Annotated in this window: 22 protein-coding genes and 2 riboswitches; of the genes, 18 read left to right on the top strand and 4 right to left on the bottom strand. The window is 67.1% G+C overall.

Annotated features, from left to right (window positions below):
• Positions 1-140 precede the first annotated feature (140 nt).
• The 6 genes from tcuA to cobJ all read left to right on the top strand — a co-directional run bounded on the left by tcuA (position 141) and on the right by cobJ (position 5,641).
• Positions 141-1,445 (top strand): FAD-dependent tricarballylate dehydrogenase TcuA, encoded by a 1,305-nt coding sequence (gene tcuA / locus HZF03_RS10430; RefSeq protein WP_119019360.1) that lies wholly within the window; start codon positions 141-143, stop codon positions 1,443-1,445.
• Positions 1,432-2,568, top strand: a complete 1,137-nt coding sequence (tcuB, locus tag HZF03_RS10425; RefSeq protein ID WP_119019334.1) for a tricarballylate utilization 4Fe-4S protein TcuB — start codon at positions 1,432-1,434, stop codon at positions 2,566-2,568. The genes tcuA and tcuB overlap by 14 nt, the downstream gene beginning before the upstream one ends.
• Before the next feature lie 86 nt (positions 2,569-2,654).
• A riboswitch (cobalamin riboswitch) is annotated at positions 2,655-2,858 on the top strand.
• 110 nt (positions 2,859-2,968) lie between these two features.
• Positions 2,969-3,532: a hypothetical protein gene (locus HZF03_RS10420; RefSeq protein ID WP_119019335.1), complete on the top strand. Its 564-nt coding sequence runs from the start codon at positions 2,969-2,971 to the stop codon at positions 3,530-3,532.
• Entirely contained in the window at positions 3,529-4,158 is a 630-nt protein-coding gene (locus tag HZF03_RS10415) for a precorrin-8X methylmutase (RefSeq protein WP_119019336.1), read from the top strand. Before HZF03_RS10420 ends, HZF03_RS10415 begins: the two co-directional genes overlap by 4 nt.
• Entirely contained in the window at positions 4,155-4,883 is a 729-nt protein-coding gene (locus HZF03_RS10410) for a precorrin-2 C(20)-methyltransferase (RefSeq protein WP_119019337.1), read from the top strand. The genes HZF03_RS10415 and HZF03_RS10410 overlap by 4 nt, the downstream gene beginning before the upstream one ends.
• Entirely contained in the window at positions 4,880-5,641 is a 762-nt protein-coding gene (gene cobJ / locus HZF03_RS10405; RefSeq protein WP_119019338.1) for a precorrin-3B C(17)-methyltransferase, read from the top strand. Before HZF03_RS10410 ends, cobJ begins: the two co-directional genes overlap by 4 nt.
• Here cobJ and HZF03_RS10400 read toward each other — a convergent pair.
• Positions 5,608-6,390 carry a cobalt-precorrin-6A reductase gene (locus HZF03_RS10400; RefSeq protein WP_179906295.1) on the bottom strand — a complete coding sequence of 261 codons (783 nt, stop codon included), beginning with the start codon at positions 6,388-6,390 and terminating at the stop codon, positions 5,608-5,610. The two genes, cobJ and HZF03_RS10400, sit on opposite strands and share 34 nt — an antisense overlap.
• Between HZF03_RS10400 and cbiE the strand changes: the two genes are divergently transcribed.
• From cbiE to cobA, 5 genes are read left to right on the top strand one after another with little or no spacing between them, the layout of a single operon-like run.
• A complete protein-coding gene (gene cbiE / locus HZF03_RS10395; RefSeq protein ID WP_119019340.1) occupies positions 6,389-7,612 on the top strand; it encodes a precorrin-6y C5,15-methyltransferase (decarboxylating) subunit CbiE in 1,224 nt (407 codons plus the stop codon). The two genes, HZF03_RS10400 and cbiE, sit on opposite strands and share 2 nt — an antisense overlap.
• The gene (locus tag HZF03_RS10390) at positions 7,609-8,001 is read left to right on the top strand and encodes a cobalamin biosynthesis protein (RefSeq protein ID WP_119019341.1); all 393 of its coding nucleotides are present in this window, start codon (positions 7,609-7,611) and stop codon (positions 7,999-8,001) included. Before cbiE ends, HZF03_RS10390 begins: the two co-directional genes overlap by 4 nt.
• Complete coding sequence (gene cobM, locus HZF03_RS10385; protein WP_119019342.1) at positions 7,998-8,777, top strand: precorrin-4 C(11)-methyltransferase; 780 nt, start codon at positions 7,998-8,000, stop codon at positions 8,775-8,777. Before HZF03_RS10390 ends, cobM begins: the two co-directional genes overlap by 4 nt.
• Positions 8,764-10,125 (top strand): cobyrinic acid a,c-diamide synthase CobB, encoded by a 1,362-nt coding sequence (locus HZF03_RS10380; RefSeq protein WP_119019343.1) that lies wholly within the window; start codon positions 8,764-8,766, stop codon positions 10,123-10,125. Before cobM ends, HZF03_RS10380 begins: the two co-directional genes overlap by 14 nt.
• Positions 10,125-10,874 (top strand): uroporphyrinogen-III C-methyltransferase, encoded by a 750-nt coding sequence (gene cobA / locus HZF03_RS10375; protein WP_119019344.1) that lies wholly within the window; start codon positions 10,125-10,127, stop codon positions 10,872-10,874. The genes HZF03_RS10380 and cobA overlap by 1 nt, the downstream gene beginning before the upstream one ends.
• Before the next feature lie 33 nt (positions 10,875-10,907).
• Here cobA and HZF03_RS10370 read toward each other — a convergent pair whose 3' ends face one another.
• Positions 10,908-11,843, bottom strand: coding sequence for an ABC transporter substrate-binding protein (locus HZF03_RS10370; RefSeq protein WP_119019361.1), 936 nt, complete (start codon positions 11,841-11,843; stop codon positions 10,908-10,910).
• A 33-nt stretch (positions 11,844-11,876) separates the two neighbouring features.
• Positions 11,877-12,077, bottom strand: a riboswitch (cobalamin riboswitch).
• A 212-nt stretch (positions 12,078-12,289) separates the two neighbouring features.
• Here HZF03_RS10370 and HZF03_RS10365 point away from each other — a divergent pair.
• Positions 12,290-13,459, top strand: a complete 1,170-nt coding sequence (locus tag HZF03_RS10365; RefSeq protein ID WP_119019345.1) for a zinc-dependent alcohol dehydrogenase — start codon at positions 12,290-12,292, stop codon at positions 13,457-13,459.
• A 222-nt stretch (positions 13,460-13,681) separates the two neighbouring features.
• On the opposite strand, the gene HZF03_RS10360 is transcribed toward HZF03_RS10365, so the two are convergent.
• A complete protein-coding gene (locus HZF03_RS10360) occupies positions 13,682-13,846 on the bottom strand; it encodes a DUF892 family protein (RefSeq protein ID WP_234832295.1) in 165 nt (54 codons plus the stop codon).
• A gap of 6 nt (positions 13,847-13,852) precedes the next feature.
• Between HZF03_RS10360 and HZF03_RS24545 the strand changes: the two genes are divergently transcribed.
• Positions 13,853-13,987: a hypothetical protein gene (locus HZF03_RS24545; protein ID WP_276510761.1), complete on the top strand. Its 135-nt coding sequence runs from the start codon at positions 13,853-13,855 to the stop codon at positions 13,985-13,987.
• 2 nt (positions 13,988-13,989) lie between these two features.
• Here HZF03_RS24545 and HZF03_RS24540 read toward each other — a convergent pair whose 3' ends face one another.
• The gene (locus HZF03_RS24540; protein ID WP_276510760.1) at positions 13,990-14,112 is read right to left on the bottom strand and encodes a hypothetical protein; all 123 of its coding nucleotides are present in this window, start codon (positions 14,110-14,112) and stop codon (positions 13,990-13,992) included.
• A gap of 287 nt (positions 14,113-14,399) precedes the next feature.
• On the opposite strand from HZF03_RS24540, the gene HZF03_RS10355 reads away from it, so the two are divergent.
• The 5 genes from HZF03_RS10355 (at position 14,400) to HZF03_RS10335 (ending at position 18,544) form a co-directional block, all read left to right on the top strand.
• Positions 14,400-15,167: a Crp/Fnr family transcriptional regulator gene (locus HZF03_RS10355; RefSeq protein WP_119019346.1), complete on the top strand. Its 768-nt coding sequence runs from the start codon at positions 14,400-14,402 to the stop codon at positions 15,165-15,167.
• A gap of 5 nt (positions 15,168-15,172) precedes the next feature.
• Complete coding sequence (locus HZF03_RS10350) at positions 15,173-15,850, top strand: HWE histidine kinase domain-containing protein (RefSeq protein ID WP_119019347.1); 678 nt, start codon at positions 15,173-15,175, stop codon at positions 15,848-15,850.
• Positions 15,851-15,992: 142 nt separating this feature from the next.
• Positions 15,993-16,190: an EscE/YscE/SsaE family type III secretion system needle protein co-chaperone gene (locus HZF03_RS10345; protein WP_119019348.1), complete on the top strand. Its 198-nt coding sequence runs from the start codon at positions 15,993-15,995 to the stop codon at positions 16,188-16,190.
• Between the two features lie 87 nt (positions 16,191-16,277).
• Positions 16,278-18,179, top strand: a complete 1,902-nt coding sequence (locus tag HZF03_RS10340) for a PAS domain S-box protein (RefSeq protein WP_119019349.1) — start codon at positions 16,278-16,280, stop codon at positions 18,177-18,179.
• Positions 18,176-18,544, top strand: coding sequence for a response regulator (locus tag HZF03_RS10335; RefSeq protein ID WP_119019350.1), 369 nt, complete (start codon positions 18,176-18,178; stop codon positions 18,542-18,544). The genes HZF03_RS10340 and HZF03_RS10335 overlap by 4 nt, the downstream gene beginning before the upstream one ends.
• The last annotated feature ends 44 nt before the right edge of the window (positions 18,545-18,588 follow it).

Genomic DNA, 18,588 nt, shown 5'->3' with positions numbered 1-18,588 from the left:
CGATGCCGCCGACGCAAGATTGACAATATCCCGGAGCCGCCCTCTAAGACGAAGGTCCACCAGGCCGCGCTTTCCCTCGCCGCTATCGAGCGGCCCAGGCGCATCATCTCGACCGGATTGACCGCATCTTGCTGTGGGATGTGACGGTGATAGGCGGCGGAATCGCCGGTCTTTGCGCAGCAATTGCCGCGCGCCGGGGCGGCGCTGTGGTCCGCCTGCTCGAAGCGGCGCCGCGGCCCTTGCGCGGCGGCAATGCGCGCCACGGTCGCAATTTCCGGCTGACACACGAGACGCCGCTCGACTACGTCCCCGATCGCTACACGGCGGAAGAATTGCGCGCCGAGCTGCGCAGCGTGACGGGCGACGACACTGACCGGGCGCTGACGGAGCTACTGATTGAACGCGCGCACAGCATCGCCGGCTGGCTGATCGACCACGGCGTGCACCTGCAGCCACCAGGCACCGGGGTGATGCCGTATTCCCGACGCACCGCGTTTCCGCTCGGTGGCGGCAAGGCGATGATCAATGCGTTGTACGCATCTGCCGAGCGGCTAGGCATCGCAATCAACTACGACAGCGAGGTCCGATCGATTCTCCGCAGCGAGGGCGGCGGCTGGACCATCAACGTGCGTAGCACCGGCGCTGACGACCCGATCCGCACCCGTAGCGTCGTCGTCTGTGCCGGTGGCGCGGGCGCCGATCAGGCGTGGCTGCGCGCCAATTTCGGCAGCACTGCCGAGGGCTGGATGGTCCGCGGCACGCCTTATGCCGACGGCCGCCTGCTCGATCTGCTGATCGGGGCCGGCGGCTGTGCGATCGGCGATCCGACTACATGCCATGTCGTTCCGGTCGATGCGCGCGGCCCGCAGTTCGACGGCGGCATCGTCACTCGAATCACATCCATTCCGCTCGGCCTCGTGGTCGACCGATCCGGCGCGCGTATCGACGTCGCAGGGGCCGGATCGCAGCCGACGCACTACGCCAAATGGGGACCAAGGATCGCAGACTGTCCCGGCCAACTTGCTTATCTACTGCTCGATGCCCGAGGGCTCGCACGCGCCGCGCCGTCGGCTCTGGCACCGATCACCGCGCCGAGCCTCGGGGAACTGGCGGCCACGCTCGCGATTGATCCGGCCGCATTGTTGCAGAACATCGACGACTTCAATGCCGCGCCGGCCAACGCCGCGCGCACCATCGCAGTGCCGCCATTCTTCGCCTATCCGATGCGGCCAGGGCTGACGTTCGTGCACTACGGCATCAAGGTCGATGCCACGATGCGGGTAGTCCAGGCAGACGGACGCCGTCACGACGATCTGTTCGCCGCCGGTATGATCATGGCCGCGAATGTACTGCGCCTCGGCTATCTCGCCGGGCTCGGCATCACCCTGTCGGCGGTGTTCGGCCAGATCGCCGGCGAGGAGGCGGCGCGCCATGTCCGCGGCTGATCCGATGCTCGAGGCCGAGCGCGTGCTGCGGATCTGCAGCGCCTGCATGTATTGCGACGGGCTCTGCCCGGTGTTTCCGGCGATCGACGGCAAGCACGGTTTCAGCCTGAGTGACGTCAGCTACATGTCGAACCTGTGCCACAACTGCCAGGGCTGTTGGCACGATTGCCAATATGCGCCGCCGCATCCGTTCGCCGTCAATCTGCCGGCGACGTTCGCCGAACTGAGGCAGCGCTCCTATGCGGACCATCTATGGCCGCCGACGCTCGGGCGCGCCTTTCGCGCGTCGTCGCTCGCAGTGCCCGCCACCGTCGCGCTCGCGCAGCTGATCACATTCGCGCTTGTGTTGAGCACCGGTTCGACAGAGATGCTATTTGCGGCGGACGCGCGCGAAGGCGCGTTCTATCGCATGCTGCCGTGGCCGGCGATGGCCGGGCTCGCAGGCGGCACGTTCGCGTGGGCGGTGATTGCGATCACGCTGGCGACCCTGCGATACTGGCGCACAATCGCGCCGGGGGTGACGATCAGCGAGATCATGCGCGCGCTGCCGGTTGCACTCTCCGACATCATCACGCTGCGCCATCTCGGCGGCGGCGGCCCCGGCTGCCATGACGACGGCGCCCCCCCCTCGCACCGGCGCAGGATCTTGCACCACCTCACCGCCGGCGGCTTCGTGCTCAGCGGTCTCTCCACGATGGTCGCCGCGGCCTATCACCATCTGCTAGGCGTGGCAGCCCCCTACCCGGTTGGCAGCCTGCCCGTGATGCTGGGGCTCGTGGGCGGCGTGACGATGACCGTGGGCGCGGTCGGGCTGCTGGGACTGGAAGCGCGGGCTGATCGCGAGCCGAGCGACCGCGGCGAGACCCGGCTGAACGTCGCGTTTCTGATCCTGCTGGCCCTGGTCGGCGCCAGCGGGCTAGCCGTGCTCGGCTTCCGCAGCACGCCCGCGATGGGGTTGCTGCTCAGCACGCATCTCGGACTGGTATTCGGCCTGTTTGCCGCGCTGCCCTTCAGCAAGGCGCTGCACGCCCCGTTCCGGGCGGCGGCGCTGCTGCGCGCCGCGATCGACGGCAACCGCCGAGCCTCAACGCAAGCCCCGGAGGCCGCTGGCGATACGCCTTGATCCCGATCAAGCTGGCGCGAATTTGATGGGGCCCCTCGGCAGCCAGTTGCCAATGATGGTCGATTGACAGTTCGCTGTTTCCGTCCCAAACATCGCGCGCCGACGGTGTCCTGTCTTCGGACAGGACGAAGAGGGAATATCGGAAGATCGCTGCCTGCAGCGGTCGCGCCGAAGCTGCCCCCGCAACTGTAAACGGTGAGCCGACGCTACACGCCACTGGATCATATCCGGGAAGGCCGCGTCGGCGACGACCCGTGAGCCAGGAGACCTGCCGTCGCCTGCTATGTTGACGTCGTTTCGGGCGGGGTGCCCCGGGATGTCTTTCGGCGGTCCGGAGTGCAGGTCCGTTCGCCGGTTTTGAGCCATCACCCGCGATGGCCAACCGACGAGATTCGGCGCGATGCCGCCCACTGCGCTCCACCCCGGTGTCTCCGCCGGTTCTCAGCTGTCGCTTCGGCCGGACTCTGCCGAGATCGCAGTGCTGTCGCCATGCACCGCGACGCTGACGGCCTTCGCACACGCGTGGCCCGCCAAACCGAATCGGTTGCGCGCCAGCGATCTCGCCTCCTTCGCCGCACAGGCGTGCGAGCGCTCGCTCGATTCGTCGTTGTTGTGCGCAATCCTGATCGTGCTGCCGGATCAGGCGCATCCCGACCGTGATGCCGTCGAAGCGGTCACAGCCTTCGCCAGCAGCCAGCGGATCGCCTTCGCGGTCCTCACTTCCGGCGAGCCGCACGAGGTTCCAAGCGAGCTGATCACCAACCTGCCGCCTACCACGCTCCGCCGCCTCAACAAGCTGTACGCACAACGCGCCAGCCATGCCGCACGCGCCATCCTGATGCAGCTCGCCCTCGCCGCGGGCCTCAGCATCACCGCGATGGATGCGCCGAGCGAGAGCGCGACCGCCGATGCAGACCCGCATCCCTCCATTCTCCCCGAGCTGATCGAGGACGCCGTCCGATGACCTACGCTTACGAACGAGACGGCGACGCGATCTATCGTCAGTCGTTTTCGATCATCCGCGCCGAAGCCGCTCTCGATCGGTTCACCGCCGACGAGGAAAAGATTGCGGTACGGATCATTCACGCCAGCGGCATGGTCGAAGTCGCAGGAGACATCGCGTTCACGCCCGGCTTCGTCGCGGCAGGCCGCGCCGCGCTGCAGGCCGGCGCACCGATCCTGTGCGACGCGCAGATGGTCGCCAACGGCGTCACTCGCAAGCGGCTGCCGGCCGACAACGAAGTAATCTGCACGCTGAACCATCCCGATGTCCCGGCCTTCGCCGCAAAGCTCGGCACCACCCGGTCGGCCGCCGCGGTCGATCTGTGGCGCGACCGGATGCAGGGCGCGGTGGTCGCGATCGGCAACGCGCCGACCGCGTTGTTCCGCCTGCTCGAAATCCTTGCCGAGCCCGGCGCACCTCGCCCCGCGGCGATTATCGGCATCCCGGTCGGTTTCGTCGGCGCGGCCGAGTCCAAGGAGGCGCTGTTGGCGGACTCGCCCTCGCCTTGCGTGATCGTGCGCGGCCGTCGCGGCGGCAGCGCGATGACCGCGGCAGCGATCAACGCGCTGGCGAGCGAACGCGAATGAACACACCGACGATCTATGGCGTCGGCGTCGGCCCCGGCGCGCCCGATCTGATGAGCGTCCGCGCCGCGCGGCTGATCGGTGCCGCCAAGGTGGTGGCGTATTTCCGCAAAGCCGGACGCCCGGGACACGCGCGCCGCATCGCCGACGGCCTGTTGCCGGACGGCGTGATCGAAGAGCCGATGGATTATCCGGTGACGACCGAGATCGCGCTCGACGATCCGGCCTATGCGGCGACGCTACGCAGCTTCTATGAACAATGCGTCGCGCGGCTCGGCGAGCACATCGCGCAAGGCCGCGACGTCGTCGTGCTGTGCGAAGGCGACCCGTTCCTCTACGGCTCGTTTATGCATCTGCATAGCCGGCTGGCGCCGGGGGTGCGTGTCGAAGTGGTGCCTGGCATTTCCGGCATGGCGGCGTGCTGGACCGCGAGCGGCACGCCGATCACTTATGGTGATGATGTGCTCTGTGTGGTGCCCGCGACGCTCGGGCCGGCGCGTCTGAAGGCGGCGTTCGCCACCGGCGATGCGATCGTGATCATGAAGCTCGGCCGCAATCTGCCGAAGGTGCGCCGCGCGCTCGACGACGCCGGACTGCTCGATCGCGCGATCTATGTCGAGCGTGGCGCGATGGCCGATCAGGTGGTGATGCCGCTCGCCGAGAAGACGACCGACGACGCGCCCTACTTCTCGATTGTGCTGGTCCACGGACAGGGGCGCCGGCCATGACTGGATCAGTGGTGGTTGCCGGCCTCGGGCCCGGCGCGCAGGAACTGATCACACCGGAAGTCAGCGCAGCCCTGGCGCGCGCCACGGACATCGTCGGCTACGCGCCTTATGTGGCTCGAGTCGCCGAACGCGACGGCTTGCAGCGGCACGCTTCCGACAATCGCGAAGAGCTCGATCGCGCCGGCTTCGCGCTGCGGCTGGCGACCGAGGGCCGGCACGTCGTGATCGTCTCCTCTGGCGATCCGGGCGTGTTCGCGATGGCAGCGGCGCTGTTCGAAGCGATCGAGGCCGGCGATCCGTCGTGGCGCGAGCTCGACATCCGCATCCTGCCCGGCATCAGCGCGATGTTCGCCGCCGCGGCGCGGATCGGCGCGCCGCTCGGCCACGATTTCTGCGCGATCAACCTGTCGGACAATCTCAAGCCGTGGGAGACCGTCGAGAAGCGGCTGCGCGCGGCGGCCGAAGCCGATTTTGTGATCGCGCTGTATAACCCGATCTCGAAGGCACGGCCCTGGCAGCTCGGCCGCGCGTTCGAGCTGCTACGCTCCATACATCCGGCGTCGGTGCCGGTGATCTTTGCGACCGCTATCAGCGATCCGCGCGAACGTATCGACGTGGCTCCGCTCGGCGAGGCGGTGCCGCAACGCGCCGACATGCGAACGCTGGTGATGATCGGCTCGTCGCAGACCCGGATCATTCCGCGTCGCAGCGGCGCCGCTTTCGTCTACACCCCGCGGTTCTCTGGAGCGGCCTCGTGACCGAGCCAAGCCATCACGTCGGCGACCGTGGCGACACTGCGCCGATCCGGTACCGCGGGCCGCTTCACCATGATCACCGGCAGCCCGAGTTCACGCGCTGCGGTGATCTTGGCAACGGCAGCCTCGCCGCCGGCGTTCTTGGCGACGACGATTTCGGTGCGGTGCGCCTGCAGCATCGCAAGGTCGCCGGCGAGATCGAACGGTCCGCGCGCGACAACCACCTCGACATTCGGCAGCGGCAGCGGTCCGCGCGGCGGATCGACCAGCCGCACCAGATACGCGTGCTGCGGCTGCGCCGCGAACAGCTCGAGGTTCTGCCGGCCGATGCCGAGAAACACCCGCCGCGGCGCCGCGCCGAGCGCGCCCACCGCCTGATCGAGATCTTCGACTTCGGTCCAGCGATCGCCGGCGACCGCCTGCCAGGCCGGCCGCTCCAGCGCCAACAGCGGCACCCCGACGTCGGCGCAGGCGATCGCCGCATGACGGCTCATCTGCGCCGCGAACGGATGCGTCGCGTCGACGACACGCTCGATCCGCTCGGCGCGCAAGTAATCGGCCAAGCCGCTGATGCCGCCGAAGCCTCCGATCCGAAACGGAATCGGCGGCGGCTTCGGCTGATCGGTGCGGCCGGCGAACGACAGCACCGCGTCGATGGCCGGCTCGGCGGCGATGGTCCGTGCCAGCGCCGATGCATCGGCGGTGCCGCCCAGGATCAATACGCGCGAGCGATGCGATGAAGGGAGCGTCATGATCAGCAGCGATGACACGGCGCAGCCCTGGCTGTCCATCGTCGGAATCGGCGAGGACGGCCTCGACGGGATATCGGCCCGCGCGCGGGCACTCCTGGACGCAGCCGAGCTGGTCGTTGGCGGCGATCGCCACCTCGCCCTCGTCGCCGCTCTGAACAAGCCCTCCTTGCCGTGGCGCGTGCCGTTCGCGGCTTCGCTCCCCGACCTGCTGGCGCAGCGTGGCCGGCGCGTGGTCGTGCTGTGCTCCGGCGATCCGTTCTGGCACGGCGCGGGATCAGTGCTGGCCGATCATCTCGCGGTAAAGGAATGGACCGCCGTCCCGGCGCCATCGACCTTTGCTTGGGCGGCGGCACGGCTCGGCTGGCGCCTAGAAGACACAGCGACGCTCGGCCTGCATGCGCGGCCGGTTGCAACGCTGCGTCCGCATCTCCGTCCCCAGGCGCGGCTGATCGTGCTGGTGCGCGATGGTGCAGCCGTGGGCGAAATCGCGGGCTATCTGGCGACGAACGGCTTCGGTGCGTCCGAACTCACCGTGCTCGAAGCGCTCGGCGGCCCGCGCGAGCGCTTGCGGCGGACCACCGCGTCGATCTTCGCCTTCCCCGACGTCACCGCGCCGGTCGCACTCAGCATCGCCGTCGTCGCCGAGCCGAACGCCGTGATCATGCCCTGCGTTAGCGGCCTGCCGGACGAGCTGTTTCAGCACGACGGCCAGCTCACCAAGCGCGAGATCCGCGCCGTCACGCTGTCGACGCTGGCGCCGCGCGGCCATGAGCTGCTCTGGGACATCGGCGCCGGTGCCGGCTCGATCGGGATCGAATGGCTGCTGGCGGCGCGTAGCAATCGCGCGATCGGGATCGAGACTCGGCCCGACCGTCTCGCCACCGCGCGCGCCAATGCCGAGGCGCTCGGCGTGCCACAATTCGATCTGCAGCTCGGCGCGGCGCCCGACGCGCTCGCCGGACTGCCCACGCCGAACGCGGTGTTCATTGGCGGCGGCGCCGGTCGTCCAGGCGTGATGGATGCAGTGTGGCAGGCGCTGCCCGCCGGCGGCCGGCTGGTCGTGAATGCGGTGACGCTGGAGACCGAAGCGCTGCTGATCGACTGGCATCACCGCCACGGCGGCGAGCTGCTGCGGCTCGGCATCGAGCGCGCCTCCCCGGTCGGCGGCCTCACCGGATGGCGCGCGGCGATGCCAGTGGTGCAATGGAGCGTCCACAAATGACCACGGTCGTGATCGGCGTCGGCTTTCGTTCCGCCGCATCCGCGTCGTCGATCATCGACGTGATCGAAACCGCGCGCCGCGCCGCCACGCCACATCAGCCATCCGCGCTGGCGACGGTCGCCGACAAAGCCGACCACACCGGCTTGCGCGAGGCCGCGACGGCGGCGGCTCTGCCCGTGTTGCCGATCGATCCGACTGCGCTCGACCAAGCCGCCGCGCGTATCACCACGTCCTCCGCCGTTGTCGCGCATCACCGCGGCGTCGGCAGCGTCTGCGAAGCAGCGGCGCTGGCTGCCGCCGGACCGACCGCGCGGCTGATCGTATCCCGTTTGATCTCACAGGATCGCCTCGCGACGGCCGCGGTGGCGATCGAGGAGCCGCTGCCATGACCGTCCACTTCATCGGCGCCGGCCCCGGCGCGCCCGATCTGATCACCGTGCGCGGCCGCGATTTGGTGATGCGCTGCCCGGTGTGTCTCTATGCCGGCTCATTGGTCCCGCGAGAGATCGTGGCGCTGTGCCCTAAGGACGCGCGCGTGGTCGATACCGCCCCGCTCGACCTCGACGCCATCACCGCTGAGTTCGTTGCGGCTGCCGAAGCCGGCCACGACGTCGCCCGGCTGCACTCTGGCGATCTGTCGGTGTGGAGCGCGATGGGCGAACAGATCCGCCGGCTGGAGCAGTACGGCATTCCCTACACCGTGACGCCTGGCGTGCCGTCGTTCGCGGCGGCCGCCGCCGTGCTCGGCCGCGAACTGACCTTGCCGGAGGTCGCCCAGACCGTGGTGCTGACCCGGACCTCGGGCCGCGCATCGGCGATGCCGCCGCGCGAGACGCTGGAAGCCTTCGCCGCCACCGGCGCGACGCTGGCGATCCATCTGTCGATCCACGTACTCGCCGACGTCGTCGAACGGCTGCGCCCGCACTATGGCGACGACGGTGCGGTCGCGGTGGTGGTACGCGCCAGCTGGCCGGAGCAGCAGGTGATCCGCGGCACACTTAGCTCGATCGCCGCGCAGGTCGCCGCCGAAGGCATCGACCGCACCGCGTTGATCCTGGTCGGCCCGTCACTCGCCGCCACCGATTTCCGCGAGAGCTCGCTCTACGCACCCGACTACGATCGCCGTTATCGCCGCTCGGCAGAGGACGGCCGTGACCGTGACTGATCACATCCTCCCAACAGCGACGAACGGCCGACCGCCTGGACTGATCATCGCGGCGCCGTCGACCAATAGCGGCAAGACCACGGTGACGCTGGCGCTGCACGCGGCGCTCCGCCGCCGCAGCCTCACCGTGCAGCCCTACAAATGCGGCCCCGACTATATCGATCCGGCGTTCCACGAGATCGCGGCCGGCCGGCCCTGCTACAATCTGGATTCCTGGGCGTTCGGCCAGGACCGCATCACCTACCTGCTCGATGCCGCGGCCGGCGCCGATCTCTGCCTCGCCGAAGGCGTGATGGGGCTGTTCGACGGCGGCAGCGCCCGTGGCGCCTGGGGTAACGGCGCGACCGCCGATATCGCCGCGTTCACCGGATGGCCGGTAGTGCTGGTGATCGACGTCGCCGGCCAGGCGCAGTCGGCGGCCGCGCTGGCGCTCGGCTTCGCCCGCTATCGCAGCGATGTCCGCATCGCCGGCGTCATCCTCAACAACGTCGCCAGCCAGCGCCATGAAGCGCTAGTCCGCGACGGCTTCGACGCGCACGACATAGCGGTGCTGGGATGCTTCGAGCGGCAACGCGATCTCACGCTGAAGAACCGCCATCTCGGCCTGGTGCAAGCACGCGAGACCGCGAAGCTCGACACCCACCTGCAGCAGCTCGCCGACAGCGCTACGCGCGGTATCGACCTCGACGCGCTGATCCGCGCCGCGCAACCGGCGCGCCCGATCGCATCGACGATCCGGCCGCTGACGCCACCCGGCCAGCGCATCGCGCTGGCGCATGACGATGCGTTCTCCTTCATCTATCCGCATCTCACCGCCGGCTGGCGTGCCGCCGGAGCTGAGATCGTGCCGTTCTCGCCGCTGAACGATGAAGGCCCCGATCCGTCCTGCGACGCCGCGTGGCTGCCGGGCGGCTATCCCGAACTCCACGCCGGGCGGCTCGCGGCCGCCACGCGGTTCAAGGCGGCGCTCGGCGCTTTCGCCGAGACGCGCCCGGTGCACGGCGAGTGCGGCGGCTACATGACGCTCGGCGCCGGCCTGATCGACGCCGACGGCACGCGCCATGCGATGGCCGGACTGCTCGGTCTCGAAACCGACTTCGCCAGTCGCAAGCTGCATCTCGGCTACCGCCTCGCGACCTTGCACGCAGCCGCGGCCGGCCACGCCGCGGGCAGCGTGCTGCGCGGCCACGAATATCACTACGCGCGCGTCGTCACCGTGGCGGACGAACCGCTCGCCGAGATTCGTGATCCCGCCGGCCAACTCACTGATGAGACCGGCAGCCGCCGCGGGCACGTCACCGGCACGTTCTTCCATCTGATCGATGTCGCCGAGGAGGCGATCGCCTGATGTCCAAGTTGATTGAAAGCGCTCCGGCAGCTGGCCGCATCACGCTGGTCGGCGCCGGCCCGGGTGATGCCGACCTGCTGACGCTGCGCGCGATCAAGCGCCTGCAGGCCGCCGACGTCGTGCTGTATGACGACCTCGCCGGCGAAGACTTCATGGCCTATCTGCATCCCGATGCCGAGCTCGTCGCGGTCGGCAAGCGCGCCGGCCATCCCTCGCCGCGCCAGGACGAAGTCAGCCGTCTCGCGATCAGCTACGCGCTCCGCGGCAAGCATGTGGTGCGGCTGAAGGCCGGCGATCCGACGCTTTTCGCCCGCGCCGACGAGGAGCTGCGCGCCGCGCGCGATGCCGGCATCGCCGTCGAGATCGTCCCCGGCATCACCACCGCGACTGCAGCCGCAGCTGCGATCGGCGCGTCGCTGACCAAGCGCGGCGTCGCGCGCCGGGTGCAGTTCGTCACCGGCCATGATGTCGACGGCCGCCTGCCGCGCGATCTCGACCTCGCAGCGCTGGCCGACGCGACGGCCACGACCTGCGTCTATATGGGCAAGGCCACCTTCCCCGCCCTTGTGGCGCAACTGATCGCACGCGGCCTGAACGCGGCGACGCCGGCCGTGATGGTCGAAAGCCTCGGCACAGACGCGACCAACGTGCAGCGAGGCAGCGTCAGCGAGATCGCAGCCCGGCTCACCGCCGATCGGCCATCCGGCCCCTGCATGATCCTGTACGGTGCTGCATTGGAAGAGAGCTGAGCGCCGGCGCGCGACCGGCGATGACGACTCAGCTCACTGCCGCGGCGCGGCGGCCGCAACGCCCCGCCTCTGGCTGATCTGCTCCATCGCATCGGATAGCCGGTCGAGCGCAACTGGCAGCATTGCGCCGCCGCAGACCGTGAGCTGATCGGGAATGACGATGCGGCGGCTGGCCGGATAGGCCTGCTGGATTGCGGGATGCAGCAGCAGAGCCTTGCCCTGATCCTCAGCCACCGGCTGCTCTTCGGACACCAGCAACAGATCCGGCCGCGATGCCACGATGGCTTCGAGCGAGGCAAAGCCGCCATAGGCGAATCCGAGATCGGAAGCGGAGTTCGACAGCCCGACGGTCTGCAGCAGTGAGCTGAGCAGGCTGTCGCCGCCGGTCACCCAGCCGCGCCGCGACAGCGCCAGTACCCGGCCGTGCCACCGTGACGCGGTCTGCCGCGCGCGTAGCGCGGCCTTGTCGATCGCAGCGATCATGGCATCCGATCGCTCGGGATGGCCGAGGAGCTCGCCGGTCCGCTGGATCTGCGCTTTGACCTCGTCGATCGTCCGCGGCACGTCGAACTCCTCGAGCGGAATGTTCTGCGCGCGCAGCAGTTCGCGGGTGGCACGCTTGCCATAGCGGCCGGCCAGCACCACGTCGGGCGCCAGCATCAGCAGATCCTCTGCCTCACCGGACAGCTTGGGAAACCGCTCGGCCTCCTGCGCCAGCCACGACAGCCGCGGGTCACGCGCATAGGGCCCAAGCCCAACGATCTGCTCCGGATCGGCCAACGCGATCAAAAGCTGGTCGGTGCACATATTGATCGAGGCGATCCGCTTCGGCGCCGCAACCGCCGGCGACGCCAGCAGGCCAACCGCGGTGATCATCAGCAACAAGCGGGAACGCCAACGGCACAACCGCCGCTCATTCGAAGCGACGGACGCACGAGCGCCGTGACGCGGCGCAGCTGTTCTGGTCAAGACGACATCCTCCGCCGGCCCATCGCCGAACGAGTTGCACACCTTGTACCGGCCGGTCTCCTGGCTCGCGGATATCCGGCGCGTCCGCCTTCCCGACCGATCTGGTCAGTGGCATGCGAGGACGCTCCGATCCGCCCACAGTTGCGAGGGCAGCTGCGGCATTGGGGCATCGCCCCGCACCGCATTCCCGTTTCACCTCTCTCGGCGAGAGGCACCGGTACAACCTCGGGTTAAGCACGCCGCCTCGACCCGCACAAGGCCCAGGATCTCGACGCAGCGTCAGGACGATCGCATGCCAGCCGGACAGCGGTCAGCGACGGTGCGCCGCCGATTGAATCGGTCGAACCGAGCGATGGCAGCCAAGAGGGATACTCCCTCGTCAGGAGCGCAGGAACATCCGAACGGCCGAGGCTTTCTCCCTCACCATTCACGACGAGGGACCGCAGATGAAAGCTCTGACCTGGCACGGCAAGAACGACATCCGCTGCGAGAACGTGCCGGATCCGAAAATCCAACACGGCCGCGATGCGATCATCAAGGTGACGGCGTGCGCGATCTGCGGTTCGGACCTGCACCTGATGGACGGCGTCATGCCGTCGATGCAGAGCGGTGACGTGCTCGGTCACGAGACCATGGGTGAAGTCGTCGAGGTCGGCTCCGAGAATACCAAGCTGAAGGTCGGCGATCGCGTGGTGGTTCCGTTTACGATCTCCTGCGGCGAGTGCTTCTTCTGTCAGCGCGGCTTCTATTCAGGCTGCGAGCGATCGAACCCGAACGCCAAGATGGCCGTGAAGATGTGGGGCCATTCGCCGGCCGGCCTGTTCGGCTATTCGCACATGCTCGGCGGCTATGCGGGAGGCCAGGCCGAGTATCTGCGTATCCCTTACGCAGATGTCGGGCCGATCAAGGTGCCGGATGGTTTGACCGACGAACAGGTGCTGTTCCTGTCCGACATCTTCCCCACCGGCTTCATGGCGGCGGACTTCTGCAACCTGAAGGGCGGCGAGACCGTCGCGGTGTGGGGCTGCGGCCCGGTCGGACAGATGGCGGTCAAGAGCGCCTTCCTACTCGGCGCCGAGCGTGTGATCGCGATCGACACCGTGCCGGAGCGGATGGAATTAGCGCGGCAGTCCGGCGCGATCGTCATCAACTTCATGGACGACGACGTCTATGACAAGATCCAGGATCTCACCAACGGTCGCGGCGCCGACGCATGTATCGACGCGGTCGGAACCGAAGCCGCCGCGACCGCGAGCCTCGACTCGATGATCGACCGCGTGAAAGTGGCGACCTTCATGGGCACCGACCGGCCGCACGTGCTGCGCCAGGCGATCCACTGCTGCCGCAACTTCGGCACGGTGTCGATCGTCGGCGTTTATGGCGGACTGCTCGACAAGATCCCGATGGGCTCGGCCATCAACCGAGGCCTGACGATGCGGATGGCGCAGACCCCGGTGCAGCAGTATCTGCCGCAATTGCTCGGCCGTATCCAACAGGGCGAGATCGACCCGTCCTTCGTGATCACCCACCGCGCTACGCTCGACGAAGGCCCAGAACTCTACAAGACCTTCCGCGACAAGAAGGACGGCTGCATCAAGGTGGTGATGAGGCCGTAAGCGACGTCCGGACGTCGCCGAACGATCCATCGCTCATGATGCCGGGCCTCGTCCCGGTCTACGTCCTTTCACTTGTCGACGTAGCGACGCATGGAGGCCTGGAACAAACCCGAACGCGCTGCCTGCTAAGCGCTTCTCCGGAGAGGGGTCGGAAAGAAGCCCAAACCGCAAACGGCCGGGCTGAACCCGGCCACCGTCTTGCAATCGATCAGCTTAGCGACCTCAGGCCGCCTGGGCCTGAACGTATGAGCGCGTGACGCTATCGATATCCTGGTCGATCCACGCCGCCATCGCTTCCTCCTCCTTCAATGACTCCTGCAGCAGCGGCTTGGCAGAGCTCAACCCGGCGATGTCGGCGAGCGACAGCAGCGACTTGTAGGCGGCGATCTCGAAGTGCTCGAAAGCATTAATGGCGAAGGTGTTCTTGAGTATCTCGTCTGGCAGCCTGCATCACGCGACCGCGCCGAGCGCGCGGCGCCGGGGAATGCGCTGCAGCAGCAGGCGCTGGTCGCAGCAAACAGCCTCTGACGTCAGCCAAACAGGCCCAGCAGCCAGGCCGCGATCGCGACCAAGGGAGCCACCGCGACCACCAGCAATAGGATCGGAGCAGGTTCGTTGCCGGTGCGCTTGGCTTCGAGTTTGTCGTCGTCCATAGCCCCATAAGCGTTGAGCGTCGCAGTCGTTCCTCGATCGAGCCGAGGCTGGTGCAGCCGACTGTCGCGGCCCGACGGGAACCATTCCGTCGGGAGCGTGTTGCGTGGGAGCCGGGTCTAGCGTCGCCTGCCCGTCGCCGCCCATGGAGAGCGACAACCGCCGGCCGGACGTTTTTCAAAGAGACGCATGTTTTGCATTAGTTCGACGTGGACGTGTTCTTTGTGCACACTGTCTCGGCGGAGATGATCCCGCGTCGCCCGATGAAGCCAATCATAAAGGCGTACCGATGGTTCACCCGTTCCTGCGCAAGCTTCGGCACGGAGCTCGGTTGACAAAGGACAGCGAGGAGATTCTCCTCCGTCTCACCCAGTCGAGCCGCTGCATCGGCGCCCGGGAGGATCTCGCGCCGGTCGGCGGACAACCGCACTATCTGCCGCTTCTGGTCGAGGGCTGGGCCTGCCGCTATACCACGCTGGAGAACGGTCGCCGCCAGATCATCTCCCTGTTCCTGCCAGGCGACCTGTGCGAGCCGTTCGGCGCGCTTCCCCGCTTCATGGACCATCCGATCGGAACCCTCACGCCTGCGGTGATCGCGCGGGTGCGGACGGATGCGGTCCGCAGCGCGGCGCAGCTCAGTCCACGGATCGAGGAAGCGCTGTGGTGGGACCTGCTGGTCGCCTCCGCGATCGAGCGCGAGCACCTCGTCAGCCTCGGACGGCGAACCGCGACCGAACGGCTCGGACACCTGTTTTGCGAGCTTCATCTGCGGCTCGGATTGGTCGGCCTCGTCGACGAGGACGAACTGTCCTACGAAATGCCGATCACGCAGGCCGACCTCGGCGATCTGCTCGGCATGTCGATGGTACACATCAACCGCTCGCTGCAGGAGCTGAGACGGACGGGCATGATTTCGCTGCGCGGTCGCCGCTTGACGATTCACAACCTCGAAGGACTGCGCGAATTGTCGTTCTTCGATGCAGGATATCTGCACCTGTTCGGCCCGCTGTCGCTGCTGAACACCGACGGCTCTGACCTCGGAACGACCACGCGGTGAGACCCATGCCGACCGATGACACCAACAGCCGGATAGCCGAACTCGAGGCCGACAATCGCCGCCTGCGGCGACTGCTCGACAAGCGTGATGCCCCCGGCGAACTCCGCCATCGCCTGCGCAGCACTGTGGCTATGCTGCGGACCATCATCCGAAAGTCAGCCAGCAAACGTCACGATCTCGATACCTATGTGGGACATCTCGAGGATCGTCTCGACGCCTTGATGCGCGCCCAAGCGATCGCCGACGAACAGGGCGCGATCGACTTCCACAAGCTGCTGGCCGATGAACTCCTGCACTATCAGGCGCGCGACGGTGAGCGGGTCACGTTTGCTGGGCCCGACCTGCATCTGCAGGCCCGGGCCGGACAGGTGCTTGCACTCGCCGTGCATGAACTCGCCGTCAATGCCGTCGAGCACGGTGCCCTGGGCGGCGACGGGACCATCGAAATCCGTTGGAGCGTCGCAAGCGACGGCCCGGCGCCGATGCTGACCTTCGTCTGGAAGGAAACCGACACCGCTCCCGTTGCCGAACCATCCCATCACGGCTTCGGCACCGAGGTCCTGACGCGCACGCTCGAATACGAACTGAAAGCGAAGACCGACCTTACCTTCGAGCCCGACGGCCTTCGCTGCACGATCCGTTTTCCGCTGTCGGAGCGGGTCGACGGAAGCCAAGCTGGCTGATCGAATTGTCAAGTCATCTTGACAACTTTCGGTACTATTCAGCGTCCAGGATCCGCCACTTCTGCACCCGCGATTAGCATAGGTGAATGCATCGCTGGAGCCGCGCCCTTAATTTGATCCCGATGACGAAAGGGATCTGCGTGTGAAGAAGCCTCGCAACCGAACCAAGCAGCATCTGTCGCTCGAAGAACGGCTGTCCGCGTTTTCGGATCGCTGGAAGCAGGAGGCCGAGCAAAGCGGCGACCGTGAGGCTTATGAGAACTGGGAAAGACGCGCCCGGTCAATGGAAGCGGCGCTCGGGATCATCGCCTGGCTGGACGCCCGCGACGCGCGCCGCTGAGCGCGGAGTATCGGCAAGCGATGAATCGGCAATAGGAACGTTGTCTCTCCTCCCAGGTTGAACGCGGTGATTCCCCGGAGTCCCGCAATGGATCATTACCTGCGATGGCGGAAGCGGCAAAAGCTGCTCGCCGACTTCGGTGAGTTCGCGCTGAGCAACGACAATCTGGCCGACATTCTGACGGAAGCCTGTCGCCTCGTCGGCAACGCGCTGGGCACACAGCGCGCAAATGTTCTCGAGATCGAACCGAGCAAACGAAGCCTGTTCGTGCGCGCCGGAGTCGGCTTGGGCGATGGCATCGTTGGCAAGCTCCGGCTGCCGATGCGCGACATCGCCTCCGAGCGTTTCTCGCCCGATGGCAGCCCCCTCGACATCATTCGCGACGTCCACACCGAGCCCCAATACGACCTTGCCGCCTTCATGGAAGCCGCCGGTGTGGTCGCGCTCGTCAACGTCCCGATCCTACTGCCGGGCAGAACGCTGTATGGTTTGCTCCAGGTCGAAAGTTCCGAGCCGCGCGAGTTTTCACAGGACGACGTCGAATTCCTGCGCACCTATTCCACCATCCTCGGACCGGTGATCGACCGTCTCAACAAAGTACGCGCGCTCCGGGACGCCGAAGAGCGGTTTCGACTGATCGTCGAAGCCGCGCGCGACTACGCAATCTTCACCACCGATGCCAACGATCGGATCGTCGATTGGCTGCCGGGTGCCGAAGCGGTGTTCGGATGGACGGCCGCAGAGGCCAAGGGCCGTTCGGCCAACATGCTGTTCACGGCCGAGGATCGAGCCTCCGGCGCGGACGTCAAAGAAATCGAGACAGCGCGCCGCGACGGCTCGGCTCCCAACATCCGTTGGCACGCCCACAAAGGCGGATCGCGGGTCTTCATCGAAGGCAGTGTCACCAGTGTGCGCGGCGGCGACGGGCAGAGTCAGGGCTTCCTCAAGATCGGTCAGGATGTCACCGAGCGGCGCCGAAACGAAGAGCGCATCCGCCAGAGTGAAGCGCGCCAGCGCGCGCTGATCGAAGGCATTCCGCAATTGGTCTGGCAGGCATCCTCGGATGGAGGCTGGATCTGGTCGAGCCCGCAATGGAGCGACTTCACCGGCCTCGCCCCGATGCGCAGCCTCGCTTTCGGCTGGCAGGACGCGGTGCATCCCGACGACCGGCGCACAGCATCGACGGCTTGGTCGCGCGCCAATGAGACCGGCTCGTTCGAAACCGAATACCGCATCCGCCACGGTCTCACCGAGACCTATCGCTGGTTCGCGATCCGGGCCGCGCCGGTGCGTGACAGCGACGGCGAGATCCTGACATGGCTCGGCACCTCCACCGACATCGACGATCTGCGCCGCATGCAGCAGCGCCAGGAAGTGATGGTGACCGAACTACAGCATCGCACCCGCAACCTGATTGCCGTGGTGCAATCGATCGCCGAGCAGACGATGGCGAGCTGCGGCACGATGGAAGAGTTCCGCCCCCAATTCAACGACCGGCTGACCGCCCTCGCCCGGGTTCAGGGACTGCTGTCACGTTCAGCGCAAGAACCAATTACCATTGCCACGCTAGTGCGGGCCGCCCTCGATGCCTTGGGCCCGGTCGACCGGAACCGGGTCACGATCAGCGGGCCGAACGTGCCGTTGCGCAATTCCAGCGTTCAGACGCTGGCGCTGGCGCTCCACGAGCTTGCTACCAATGCCCGCAAATGTGGCGCTCTGTCGATTCTCGTCGGCCGTCTCGAAGTCGCCTGGGAGATTCGCAAGGCACCGGACGGGCGCCATCTCGAACTCGCCTGGATCGAACATGGCCGCAGCTCGGAACAACCCAATACCCCAGGCGCACAGAACGGCGGCTACGGACGCAAGCTGATCGAACGCGCGCTGCCTTATGCGCTGAGCGCGACCACTACATTCGAGTTGAGGGACGTCGGCGTACGGTGCACGATCAGCCTTCCCCTCGATACGACCGAAGCGGAGCAGGCGTCATGATCAGTCAGTCCACCGCGTTGGCCGGCCTCCGGATTCTTCTGGTCGAGGACGAGTACTTCATCGCCGATGACATGATGCGCAAGTTCGAGGAGAGTGGTGCCGAAGTCGTCGGCCCGTTCTCGCGGATCGAGGACGCGCTGGCCGCCGTGTCGTCGAACCAGCATCTCGATGCGGCGGTACTCGACATCAATCTGCAGGGCAAGATGGTGTATCCGATCGCCGACGAACTCACCGCGCGCGGCGTTCGGTTCGTGTTCTCGACCGGCTACGATCATCACACCATTCCTGCTCGGTTCGACCACATCGTCCGATGCGAAAAGCCGGCCGATCCCGAAACGGTGATCAGCGCGCTGTTCCAGACCTGACCGATCGGCCCTTCCAAGGAACAGCCACGCGCTCCCGCGGTTAG

Origin of the sequence: Rhodopseudomonas palustris (genome assembly GCF_013415845.1) — a bacterium.
Lineage (GTDB): Bacteria > Pseudomonadota > Alphaproteobacteria > Rhizobiales > Xanthobacteraceae > Rhodopseudomonas > Rhodopseudomonas palustris_F.
The sequence above is the reverse complement of the archived record's forward strand: the minus strand, read 5'-3'. Positions and strand labels throughout refer to the sequence as shown.